A 12753-nucleotide genomic window follows, 5' to 3' on the forward strand; every position below is an offset into this window, starting at 1 on the left:
CATGACGAATGATGCCCTGCTCGCAGCCCTCTCCCATCTGGTTTCTGAAGGTCGCAATCCCGACACCATGGATATCGACCTGCTCTCGTCGCAGGAGATCGTGCAGCGTCTCAATCAGCAAGACAAACTGGTGCCGTTAGCCGTCGAAAGAGTCTTGCCGGAAATCGCCCTCGCGGTCGATAAAATTACCGATGCGTTCAAGCAAGGTGGACGCCTGATCTACATGGGCGCCGGCACCAGCGGCCGTTTAGGCGTACTCGATGCCTCCGAGTGCCCGCCGACGTTTGGAGTCTCACATCACATGGTGGTGGGCTTGATTGCGGGCGGGCGCGATGCGATGTTTAGCGCGCAAGAAGGTGCCGAAGACTCCCCGCTACTCGGCATTGATGATCTCAAATCCATTCATTTTAGTGCGCAGGATGTTCTAGTCGGCATTGCCGCCAGTGGCCGCACGCCGTATGTGATTGGTGCGCTGGAATACGCCAACGATTTAGGCGCTGTCACCGTCGCGCTGTCGTGCAATCCCAACTCGCCGATTGCCGAATTGGCCCATATCGCCATCAGCCCAGTCGTCGGCCCAGAAGCGTTAACCGGCTCCACCCGATTGAAATCGGGCACCGCGCAGAAACTGGTGCTCAATATGCTCACCACCGCCAGCATGATTCGCCTTGGGAAAAGCTATCAAAACCTGATGGTGGATGTGAAAGCGACCAACAAAAAGCTGGTCGCGCGTGCGGTGCGCATCGTCATGCAAGCGACCGATTGCGACCGCCACACCGCCGAAGCGCTGTTGGCAGAAAGTGACAACAACGCCAAAGTGGCGATTTTGATGCACCTGACTGGCGTGGATGCGGCGCAAGCCAAAGCCAAACTGTCTGACTCCGACGGTTTTCTGCGCCGCGCAATGGCAGACGATGACAACGAGAGCCGCTAACGGCTCTCGGTCGGTTTCTTGATCAGGGCAACCACGGTTTCGCCCTCTTTGGCGCTGAAGTTCGCGACATCCGCACACATCTGAATTCGGCCACGATGATCGACCACAAACAGCGGCAGCACATAACTCTCTTTGTGCTGCTGTTGATAATCGTCATAGGTGAAGTTGTCACTCAGTTTGGTGTGTTTGATCTCCCCGCCTTGGTTGAGCAAACTGGCGAGTTTCTTATAACTCACCTCGCCCCCTAAAAAGGGCAACCCATGTGATGCCTGTGCCACGGTGTGTTTGTCACTACCGTTGCCATTGCCATTCCCGTTTGCGTTGTCATTCAAACAGAACACACGCTTCTCTCCGAAATCGGAAAGAAACTGCATGCACGCCATGATGTTGAAGTGTTTATCCGGGCTGAGCGCCAACACGTGACCAATGCCAATCAAGTTCAGGTATTCGTCTGCGTGACTAGAAATGGGGTTGCCGTAATAATGCTCCAGCCCAGCCATGCGTGCTTGGCGAATGTAATCCCAGTTGGAATCGGTCAGCACGACGCGGCAATCGTACTTGGCAATCGCACCGCCAATTTGACGTGCGACATCGTTCGCGCCCAGAATCAGGAAACCTTTTGGCGCCGGCTCAGCCACCTGTAATCCAATTGCAACGGGTCTGGCCGTTACGCTTTGCAACACCACAGTGCCAATGATGACCATAAACGTCAGCGGCACCAGCAACGTCGCTTCGGCCATACCAAACGATTCCAGCTTGATGGCAAACAGCGATGAAATCGATGCGGCAACAATCCCGCGCGGTGCCACCCAGGCCAAAAACGCTTTCTCTTTCCACTGCAAACTGCTGCGCAGCGTGGCGAGAAAAATCGACAGTGGACGCGAGACCAATTGCATCACCACAAACAGCGCGATCGCGCTCCAACCCAATGTGGCGAAATCGTCCACTTCAATACGCGCCGCCAGCAAAATAAACAGCCCGGTAATAAGAAGAACGGTGAGATTTTCTTTAAAGTGCAATATGTGCTGAATATTGACGTCTTTGGCATTGGCCAGCCACATGCCCATGATGGTCACCGTCAGCAGACCCGACTCCGATTCCAGTGCGTTAGACGCTGCAAACACGCCGAGCACCACACTCAGAACCGCAAACGGCTGCAGGTATTCTGGCAAACCGCCGTGGCGCAGCACATAAGCGACCGCCGCGCCCGAAAGCACGCCGATGCCAACGCCGACCAGCAAAATCAGACCAAACACGTGCAAGCTATGCGCTTCACTGCTGGAGACGATGAACTCATACACCATCACCACAAACAGGGCGCCGAGCGGGTCAATTAAAATCCCTTCCCAGCGCAAAATGTTGGACAGCTTGGCATTGGGCCGCACGGTACGCAGCAACGGTACGATCACCGTCGGGCCAGTCACCACCGTCAAGCTACCAAACAGCAAGGCCAGCGGCCAGTCAAAGCCAAGCAGCGCATGTGTGGCAAACGAAGTGACGCCCCAAGAGATGAGTGCGCCCAGAGAGACGATGCTCCACACCGTGTTGCTGACGCCGCGAATCTCTTTGAAATTGAGGGTTAAACTGCCTTCAAACAGAATCACCGCAACCGCGAGTGAAATCAGTGGAAACAGCAGATCCCCAAGCAGTTGTTGGGGATTGAGCACCCCGGAAACAGGGCCGGCGAGAATTCCCGCCAGCAACAAAAATAAAATAGCAGGCAGGCGCAGTTTCCACGCCAACCATTGGCATCCCAGCCCAACGACACCCACAGCGGCCAATGCCAGGGCGATGTATTCTTCATGCATGGACTTGTTACCTAGCGCCGATTAGTTGTTGTATTCATTCCAGCCACGCTGCCATTCCATACGGAATTTTTGCGCTTGTTCGGTGCCTTCACACACCCCTTCGTAATACTGGCCGTTGACGCCCATCTGATAAGCGAAATTCGGGTTACAATACTCGTTCACTCCTTCCACATACCCTTGGTTGTAATCGGCTTGATTGGCTTGGCCTAATTGCGCCAACGCTTTATGGGAGCGTTGGGTGTGTCCGGCGATTCCATCGTTGTAACCAATCTGGTACCAATCGCCCTGTTGGGCCAAATCACTGTCACTGGCGGCACAGCCCATTAACCCAGCCACGACCAACATCAATACTGTTTTTTTCATTATTTTACCTTTACTTAGCCCTTGGATAACGTGTTCATCCTTAACAATAGGCAATGAGCGCTTATTTTGCGTTACTCGCCGTTCACTCGCCATCAAAAACCACTCACTGGCGTCAAATACCACTTAATTCACTATACGACCACTGACCCGGAAACCCAATGAAGCTCGCTTATTGATAATTTAGTATCCAGTCTGAGATTAATTCAATAACACCTACTTCATAATAAAGGACAAACGCTATGTTGTGGTTTCTAACCTGTGTCGCTGCCTTGATTGGTGGATACTTCATTTACGGCGCGTTCGTAGAAAAAGTATTCGGCATCAATGAAAAACGCCAAACCCCAGCTCACACCAAAACCGACGGTGTGGACTACGTCCCGATGTCGACGCCAAAAGTTTACTTGGTTCAACTGCTCAATATCGCGGGTGTCGGCCCGATTTTCGGCCCAATCATGGGTGCGCTGTATGGTCCTGCCGCCATGCTGTGGATCGTGATTGGCTGTATCTTTGCGGGTGCAACCCACGACTACTTCTCGGGTATGCTGTCAATCCGTAACGGCGGTGCATCCGTTCCTTCACTGTCTGGTCGTTACCTAGGCAATGGCGCTAAACACTTCATGAACATTTTTGCCATTGTCTTACTGCTGCTCGTTGGTGTGGTTTTCGTTTCTGCACCTGCAGGCATGATCACCAACCTGATCAACGAACAAACCAGCTTGACCGTAAGCATGTCGACCATGGTCGTCATCATCTTTGCTTACTACATTATCGCGACCATCGTGCCGGTGGATAAAATCATCGGTCGTTTCTACCCACTGTTTGGCGCGCTGCTGATTTTCATGTCCGTTGGTCTCATCACCGCGATCGCGTTCTCGAGCGAACACCAAGTTCTGGGTGGCTTTGAAGTCAGCGACATGCTGCACAACATGAACCCGAACGACATGCCATTGTGGCCTGCCCTGTTCATCACCATCGCCTGTGGTGCGATCTCCGGTTTCCACGCGACGCAATCGCCATTGATGGCGCGTTGTCTTGAAAACGAAAAGAATGGCCGCTTTGTGTTCTACGGCGCCATGATCGGTGAAGGCATCATTGCCCTGATTTGGTGTGCGATTGCATTGTCATTCTTCGGCTCGCTGGACGCGCTGTCTGAAGCAGTGAAAAACGGCGGCCCTGGTAACGTGGTATACAGCGCATCGTTTGGTCTGCTGGGCGTGTTCGGCGGCATCATCGCCTTCTTGGGTGTGGTTATCCTGCCGATTACTTCTGGGGATACGGCGTTCCGCTCCAGCCGTCTGATCTTGGCTGAATACTTCAACATGGAACAGAAAACACTGCGTAACCGTCTGCTGATGGCGATGCCTCTGTTCGTGATTGGCGGCATTCTGACTCAAGTTGACTTCGGTATCATCTGGCGCTACTTCGGTTTCGCAAACCAAACCACAGCCGTGATGATGTTGTGGACTGCCTCAGCTTACCTGCTGCGTCATAACAAGCTGCACTGGATCACCACCATTCCAGCCGTATTCATGACCACGGTATGTATTACCTTTATTCTGAACAACAGCACGCTGGGCTTTGGGCTGCCAATGCAAATCTCGACCATCGTCGGTATTGTGGCAACGCTAGCCATCACGCTGTACGTGATGAAGATTTCTAAAGGTAAAGGGGAAACGGATCTGGCGGATGAAGATAAACCTTCAGGCGTCACCGAAACGGCTTAATCCCGAAACACACCTCGCAAAAGGGCTCCCATGGGAGCCCTTTTTGATTGGATGTATCTTTTAGATTGAATTGATTGGCTTGAATCTGCCATTTGCCACCGCCAAGACCAGCAGCAAACTCGCTTAGTCGACCTGCTTAATTTGCAACTCTTTCGGCACTTCAAAGAACATATTCTCTTCACGGCCCAGCACTTCATCTACTGAGGTTGCCCCCAATTCTTTGATGCGGTTCAGAATCTGATTGACCAATTCTTCTGGTGCAGACGCGCCCGCTGTGACACCGATTTTACTCACGCCATCAAACCATTCTGGATGAATGTCTTCCGGGCAATCAGTCAGGTAACCCGGCGTGCCCAGCTTCTCCGCCAGCTCTTTTAAGCGGGTTGAGTTTGAGGAGTTCTTCGAGCCGACCACCACCATCACATCCACATCCTGCGCCAGAAGACGCACTGCATCCTGACGGTTTTGCGTGGCGTAACAGATGTCATCTTTGCGCGGTCCTTGAATCTCAGGGAATACTTCGCGTAGCTTATCAATCACGTCTGCAGTTTCATCGACCGACAGCGTGGTCTGACTGACATAATGCAGATGAGACGGATCTTTCACTTTGTGTTGCAACGCAACCACATCATCGGGTCTTTCCACCAGATACATGCCACCGGTGTCGCTGGCGTATTGCCCCATGGTGCCTTCCACTTCCGGATGTCCGGCGTGACCAATCAGCACCACTTCCATGTTGCGGCGGCTGGCACGCGCGACTTCCATGTGCACTTTGGTCACCAGCGGACAGGTTGCATCGAACACCGTTAACGAACGCGCTTTGGCTTCCATACGCACCGCCTGTGATACCCCATGAGCGGAGAAAATCACGATATTGTCGTCTGGCACTTCGTGCAGCTCTTCAACGAAAATCGCACCGCGCTGCTTCAACCCTTCTACCACAAAGCGGTTGTGCACCACTTCATGACGGACATAAATCGGAGGCTGATACATTTCAAGTGCACGCTCAACGATGCTGATGGCGCGATCAACGCCGGCACAAAAGCCGCGCGGGTTTGCTAACAGTATTTTCATGGATTTGCTCATGGTTCTCTTTCTGGCTGGCTATTCTACGGCAAGTTATTCGACAGACAAAATTTCAACGTCGAAGATCACATCTTGTCCGGCCAAGGGGTGGTTAAAATCCACGGTGACGGAATCGCCGGCGATGTCCGTGATGATGCCCGGAATTTCCATGCCATCGGGGCCGCTGAAGGCCATGATGGTGCCCACTTCTACTTCAGCATCGCCCACAAAGCGCGCGCGGTCCATGTGGTGAATGTTATCTGGGTTCGGTGCACCAAACGCATCAGCTGCCGCCAGTTCAATCGATTTGTTTTCGCCGGCTTGCATGCCCAATAAGCACTGCTCAAAGTTGTCGCTTAGGCTCCCATCACCAATCACCAACTGGGCCGCTTTGCCAAAGTTGTGCGTGCTGTCTGCCACCGAACCGTCTTTGAGTTTGATGGTGAAATGCAACGTTACGGTAGAGTCTTGAGTGATGGTTGTTGAATGTGTCGTCACGTTCTGGCTTCCTTAAGGTAATCGAAGGGCAACGCCTTCGTGGATGTTTCCCTCATTTCTTCGTGTGATGAGGTGGGTACAGCGTGTGCTCAATCCAATACTCTTGAATTGAATCTGCTTGATAACAAAAAGCGCCTCCCGAATCAACGGGCGGCGCTTAGGGTTATTTCGGCTTAATCACTTACGCCGTCTGCTTTTTACCGCGAAAACCATCCAAAATGATCATCGCCGCACCAATGCAGATGGCGCTGTCAGCGAGGTTAAACGCTGGCCAATGGTAGGTGCCCCAGTAGAAGTCGAGGTAATCGACCACAAAACCGTGCACGACTCGGTCGAACACATTGCCGACCGCACCACCAATGATGAATGCGTAAGCCATGTTATTCCATTTGTCACTCGACGGTAGGCGGCGCATCCAGAAGGCCAACAGGCCCACCACGGCAAACGCAATCCCAGTGAACAACCAACGCTGCCAGCCCGCCTGATCGCTCAGGAAACTGAATGCGGCACCGTAGTTATGCACGTACAGCAAATTGAAAAATGGCAGAACCTCGATGCGATTCTCCCAGCCGTACCCCATGCCGTTCATCACCACCAATTTGATCGCGATGTCAGCGACAAAAATGAGGAGCGCCAGCCATAGCCAGCGAACCCCTGATTGTTTAAGCGTTAATGCTTGCTGTGTCATGCAGTTCCTTTAAGCAAACTTGCGAACTTCGCCTTCACCGTCCACGTTTGACACACAACGACCACAAATAGTTTCATGACCTTTGATGGTGCCCACGTCTGGGGTGTAGTGCCAGCAGCGATCACACTTCTCCGCTTCGGTTTTGTTCACTTGAACAAACAGACCGTCGATGTCGGTGGCTTGCGCCGCATCGTTCTTCTCGGCCAGCGGTTTCACGTTCGCTTTTGAAGTCAGCAAGACAAAGCGCAGTTCATCTTCCAGCTTGTTGATTTTCGCCGCCAGCTCATCGCTAGCAAACAAAGTCACTTCCGCTTGCAGAGAACCACCGATGGTTTTCTCGTTACGCGCATTTTCCAGCAGTTTGTTCACCGCACCACGAACTTTCTGAATATCCGTCCAGAATTCGTTGTTCAGCTCTTCGCCTTCTGCCAGATCAAACAGACCTTCGTACCACTCATCAGCAAATACGAATTTACCACGAGCTTCGCCGTTGGCTTGGTTGGTTGGCATCGCGTTCCAGATTTCATCAGCAGTGAACGACATGATTGGTGCCATCCAACGCACCAGCGCTTCCACGATGTAGTACAGCGCCGTTTGACAGCTACGCTGTGCGTTGCCGCCCAGTTTCGCGGTGTACTGACGGTCTTTGATTACGTCGAGGTAGAATGAACCCATTTCAACCGAGCAGAAGTGCATCAGACGTTGTACAACCGCGTGCGTGTTGTACTCGGCGTAAGCTTTAACGATCTCTTGTTGTGCAGCCATCGCGCGCGCTACAGCCCAACGATCCAGTGCCACCATCTCGTCAGCCGCAATGATGTCGGTTGCCGGGTTGAAGCCATTCAGGTTCGCTAGGAAGAAACGAGCGGTGTTACGAATACGACGGTAAGAGTCAGCGCTGCGTTTCAGGATTTCGTCTGAAACCGCCACTTCACCGGTGTAGTCTGTTGATGCAACCCACAGACGCAAAATGTCAGCACCCAGTTTGTTGGTCACATCTTTTGGCGCAACCACGTTGCCGATCGATTTCGACATCTTGCGGCCTTGGCCGTCAACCACGAAGCCGTGCGTCAGCACTTCTTTGTATGGCGCTTTGCCTTTCATCGCAATGGAGGAGATCAGCGAAGACTGGAACCAGCCGCGGTGTTGGTCAGACCCTTCTAGGTACATGTCCGCTTCCGCGCCGTGGAACTCTTCACGGCTATCCACTACCGCGTAGTGCGTCACACCTGAGTCAAACCAAACGTCCAACGTATCCAGCACTTTCTCGTACTGTTCCGCGTCAGCGCCTAGCAGCTCAGCCGTGTCGACATCCCACCACGCTTGAATGCCTTTCTGTTCAACCAGTTGAGCAACTTGCTCAATCAGTTCAGGCGTTTTCGGGTGCAGTTCTGCGGTTTCTTTGTGGACGAACAGTGCAATTGGCACACCCCAAGTACGTTGACGAGAGATACACCATTCAGGACGACCTTCCACCATACCTTCGATACGGCTTTGACCCCAATCCGGCATCCATTTCACGCCTTTGATTGCGCCTAGCGCTTTCTCACGCAGACCCGCTTGATCCATCGACACGAACCATTGTGGTGTGGCACGGAAGATGATTGGCGTTTTGTGACGCCAGCAGTGTGGGTAGCTGTGCTCGTACGCGTGGTGGTGCAGCAATGCACCGTGCTCTTTCAACACTTCAATCACGGCGTCATTGGCTTTAAACACATGTTGACCCGCAAACAGTTCAGTGTCTGGCAGGTAAACACCGTTTGACCCCACAGGGTTGGCGACTTCTAGGCCGTATTTCTGACCCACAGCAAAGTCTTCTTGACCGTGGCCAGGTGCCGTGTGAACCACACCGGTACCGGAATCCGTAGTCACGTGATCGCCCAAGATGGCTGGCACGGTGAAGTTGTAGAACGGGTGGTTGAACTGAGACAGTTCCAGATCCGCACCTTTCGCAAAGCCAAGGAAGTGGAAGTGTTCAATGCCTGCGCGATCCATCACGGATTTCGCCAGTTCAGAGGCCACGATGATACGTTCAGGCTGCTCGCCTTCGATTTGAATCAGGACGTATTCCAGATCATCACGTAGACACACCGCGCGGTTCGCTGGCAGTGTCCATGGGGTGGTGGTCCAGATGACGATAGACACATCGCCGTGACCTTCGTGACCTTCGGTCAGGGTAAATTTAGACAGCAGCGCCGCTTCGTCGGCCGTTTTGAAACGCACGTCGATAGATGGCGACACTTTATCTTTGTATTCGACTTCCGCTTCTGCCAGCGCACTCCCACAATCCGTACACCAGTGAACCGGTTTGAACCCTTTCAGCAGGTGGCCGTTGTCAGCAATTTTGCCCAGCGCGCGAATGATGTTCGCTTCGGTCGCGAAATCCATGGTGCGGTAAGGTTTATCCCACTCACCCAAGATACCCAGACGTTTGAAGCCTTCTTTTTGGCCTTCAACTTGACCGGCAGCATATTCACGACATTTTTCACGGAATTCAGCCGCAGTCACTTTCTGACCAGGCTTGCCAACTTTCTTCTCAACCATCAGTTCGATTGGCAGACCATGGCAGTCCCAACCGGGGATGTAAGGTGAGTCAAAACCTGACAGTGTTTTGGATTTAATAATAATGTCTTTAAGAATCTTGTTTAGTGCGTGACCAATGTGAATATCACCGTTGGCGTATGGAGGACCATCGTGCAGTACGAACGATTTCTTGCCTTTCTTTGCTTCACGGATTGCACCGTAAAGATCTTCTTTGTACCAACGTTTAAGCATTTCTGGCTCACGTTTAGCCAGATCGCCGCGCATTGGAAACCCTGTTTCAGGTAAGTTCAGGGTATCTTTATACTCACTCATCGATTCTTAATTCCGTTATATTGGGCGAAGTTAGACATTATGTTAGCCGGTGGAATCATCCGGTTAACCCTTAAGCTGACGCAGCCACACCCTTGCTGCCTCAGCATCCAATTCTATTTGCTGTTTGAGTGCCTCAAAGGACTCAAATTTGTGTTCATTACGCAACTTATGTAAAAGTGCGACTTCTAGCTGTTTGCCATACAAATTGCCATGGAAGTCGAATAAATGCACTTCTAATTGTTGGCGAACCCCATTGACCGTGGGACGTTGGCCAATATTCGCCACGCCCCCGATCGGTTGTTCACCTAACCCATACGCTTCGACCACATACACACCAGACACCGGAGACACACACCGCTTGAGCGGAATGTTCGCCGTCGGAAATCCGATGGTGCGTCCGAGCTTACGCCCGTGAGACACGCGTCCGCTGATGCTGTAATCGCGCCCCAACATGTCGGCGGCATCCGCCAACGCATCGGCCGCTAATGCCTCGCGAATGGCGGTACTACTGACACGCAGTTTCTGTAAGCAGAAGCTCTGGGTGCTCACCACTTCAAAGCCGTATTCACGTCCTGCTTGTTCCAGCATAGCAAAGTTGCCTTTGCGCCCCTGACCAAAGCAAAAATCGTCGCCAACGACCAAAAACTTCACACCCAAGCGCGTGACCAACAAGTCACGGATAAACGCTTGTGCGTCTAAGTTGGCAAAATGATGATTAAAGTTCACACACAATAACCGATCGAGATTCAATTTGCCGAGTTGGACAAACTTATCTCTCAATCTTGTTAACCGAGCTGGAGCCTTATCTTTTAAGAACAGCTCCATAGGTTGCGGTTCAAAGGTCATCACGACCGAAGGCAGGTTCAACGCTTTCGCGCGCTCAGCAACCTGATCCAATACCTGTTGATGCCCCAAATGGACACCATCAAAGTTACCTATGGTCAATACACAGCCATGATGGCGTGACTTGATGTTATGAATACCGCGAATCAATTCCATTGGAATACGCTTAAAACCTATAGTTCTCAATTATCTTGGTGTGAAACCGACGGATTATAACCTAATCGGCGTTAATCTGTCGCCGCTTTTAAGTCTTTTAAACGGACGCCCAGCACCAGAGCGGTGACTAAATACACAATCGCGCCAAGTGCGATCAATCCAGTCAGCATCAGAGCGCGTTGCGTCAGCCCCCAGCTTAACCAAACTGACATCGACTCCATCTGCCATAAAATCGCAGCGACCATCGCGCCACCAGCCACCAGCAAACGAACAATAAAACCAATCGTACGCGCAGAAATGACATACACCCCTTGCTTGTGCAGGCCTCGGTACAACAACGCCATATTAATGAAGGCCGACAGCGCCGTGGCGGCAGCCAAGCCGACATAGCCATAAAACCAACCAAAGATGGCGTTAAACACCATGTTGCTCAGCATCGCAACGATCCCAAAGCGCACTGGCGTTTTGGTGTCCTGACGCGAGTAGTACCCCGGCGCCAACACTTTGATCAACATAAAATTGAGCAAGCCTGCGGAATACGCCAGCAGCGACATCGACGCCATGTGCACATCATCTGGCGTAAATTCGCCGCGCATAAACAGCACCATCAACATCGGTTTCGCCAGCACCATCAACCCCAGCATGGCTGGCACGCCAAGTAGAATGACCATGCGCACGCCCCAGTCCATGGTTTGCGCGAACCCATCACTGTGTGCATCAACATGTTTACGTGACAGCGCTGGCAGAATCACCGTTGCAATCGCAATACCAAACAAGCCCAGCGGGAATTCCAATAAACGGTCGGAATAATAAAGCCAGCTGATGGAGCCGGTTTGCAGAAAACTCGCCACAAACGAATCAAATAACAGGTTGATTTGACTGACTGAGACACCAAATAGTGCTGGAATCATCAGTGTACGAATTTTCACCACCCCGGGATCTTTCCAGCCCCATTTGGGCTTAACCAGCACGCCGGCCTTGATCAAAAACGGCAGTTGGAACAAAAACTGCACCAAACCACCTAAAAAGACACCGATTGCCAAACCGATTTCCGGTTGGTCCAACAATGGCGAGATATACCACGCCGACAGGATCATCATGACATTGAGAAAAACCGGCGTAAAAGAAGAGACCGCAAACTTACCCAGCGTATTCAATACCGCGCCAGAAAGCGCCACAAAGGTAATGAACCATAAATAAGGAAAGGTAATTTTCAGCAGCAAGCTGGCAAGTTCAAACTTCGGTGCCGCCGGCCCATCATTAAGCCAGTCTAAAAACCAACCGGCACCAAACAGCGCCGTGACCACCCCAGAGAACACCACCCCCAGCACGGTGACGATGGTCACCAAGACACCCAGCGTCCCCGCAGCCCGAGCAATCAGCTCGCGCGTTTTATTGATGTCCCCTGATGCATGATATTCAGTCAATACCGGAACAAACGCCTGAGAAAATGCCCCTTCCGCAAACAGACGACGCAGGAAGTTGGGAATACGGTTGGCAAAAAAGAAAACATCGGCACTGGCGCCTGCGCCCATCAGGTTGGCGACAACAATGTCGCGCACCAGGCCCAGAACGCGTGAAATCAACGTCATGGCACTGACAACCATGCCTGACTTGAGTAAGCGTTTACTCACGGTAACCTCGAAAAATACGCTAAAACAACATTATCCTTCTTCACCGGGAAATAATGTCAGTGAGAGATCAGATAAGTATTAGCATTGGCAAAAAAATACTGTTAGAATCCCCGCCATCTTAACCGCGAAGACCTTCCGATTCCAAACTTGTTTGGCTTAGACGGGTTTTTGCACAAATCATTTG

The 12753-nt window shown here is 52.0% G+C and carries 10 protein-coding genes; 2 read left to right on the plus strand and 8 right to left on the minus strand.

The window, feature by feature from the left end; all coding sequences use genetic code 11:
* Position 1 precedes the first annotated feature (1 nt).
* Positions 2–934, plus strand: coding sequence for an N-acetylmuramic acid 6-phosphate etherase (murQ, locus tag ACS18Q_RS11800; protein ID WP_238773686.1), 933 nt, complete (start codon positions 2–4; stop codon positions 932–934).
* Here the strand turns inward: murQ and ACS18Q_RS11805 are convergent.
* Both ACS18Q_RS11805 and ACS18Q_RS11810 read right to left on the minus strand, forming a co-directional pair.
* Entirely contained in the window at positions 931–2742 is a 1812-nt protein-coding gene (locus ACS18Q_RS11805; protein WP_014204515.1) for a cation:proton antiporter, read from the minus strand. The two genes, murQ and ACS18Q_RS11805, sit on opposite strands and share 4 nt — an antisense overlap.
* Before the next feature lie 21 nt (positions 2743–2763).
* Positions 2764–3105, minus strand: coding sequence for a DUF2799 domain-containing protein (locus ACS18Q_RS11810; RefSeq protein ID WP_004728867.1), 342 nt, complete (start codon positions 3103–3105; stop codon positions 2764–2766).
* Between the two features lie 239 nt (positions 3106–3344).
* Between ACS18Q_RS11810 and ACS18Q_RS11815 the strand changes: the two genes are divergently transcribed.
* Positions 3345–4829, plus strand: a complete 1485-nt coding sequence (locus ACS18Q_RS11815) for a carbon starvation CstA family protein (RefSeq protein ID WP_004728870.1) — start codon at positions 3345–3347, stop codon at positions 4827–4829.
* A 123-nt stretch (positions 4830–4952) separates the two neighbouring features.
* Here the strand turns inward: ACS18Q_RS11815 and ispH are convergent, their stop codons facing one another.
* The 6 genes from ispH to murJ form a co-directional block, all read right to left on the minus strand.
* On the minus strand, positions 4953–5915 hold the full coding sequence (gene ispH / locus ACS18Q_RS11820) for a 4-hydroxy-3-methylbut-2-enyl diphosphate reductase (RefSeq protein WP_004728872.1): 963 nt from the start codon (positions 5913–5915) through the stop codon (positions 4953–4955).
* 33 nt (positions 5916–5948) lie between these two features.
* Positions 5949–6392, minus strand: coding sequence for an FKBP-type peptidyl-prolyl cis-trans isomerase (fkpB, locus tag ACS18Q_RS11825; protein ID WP_004728873.1), 444 nt, complete (start codon positions 6390–6392; stop codon positions 5949–5951).
* Positions 6393–6573: 181 nt separating this feature from the next.
* Positions 6574–7080, minus strand: coding sequence for a signal peptidase II (gene lspA / locus ACS18Q_RS11830; RefSeq protein ID WP_004728875.1), 507 nt, complete (start codon positions 7078–7080; stop codon positions 6574–6576).
* Positions 7081–7089: 9 nt separating this feature from the next.
* Entirely contained in the window at positions 7090–9936 is a 2847-nt protein-coding gene (gene ileS / locus ACS18Q_RS11835) for an isoleucine--tRNA ligase (RefSeq protein ID WP_441257112.1), read from the minus strand.
* 63 nt (positions 9937–9999) lie between these two features.
* Positions 10000–10935, minus strand: a complete 936-nt coding sequence (gene ribF / locus ACS18Q_RS11840; protein ID WP_004728880.1) for a bifunctional riboflavin kinase/FAD synthetase — start codon at positions 10933–10935, stop codon at positions 10000–10002.
* Positions 10936–11006: 71 nt separating this feature from the next.
* Positions 11007–12569: a murein biosynthesis integral membrane protein MurJ gene (gene murJ / locus ACS18Q_RS11845; RefSeq protein WP_004728882.1), complete on the minus strand. Its 1563-nt coding sequence runs from the start codon at positions 12567–12569 to the stop codon at positions 11007–11009.
* Positions 12570–12753: the final 184 nt, after the last annotated feature.

Source organism: Vibrio sp. Vf1514, assembly GCF_052076135.1.
Taxonomy (GTDB): Bacteria; Pseudomonadota; Gammaproteobacteria; order Enterobacterales; family Vibrionaceae; genus Vibrio; species Vibrio furnissii.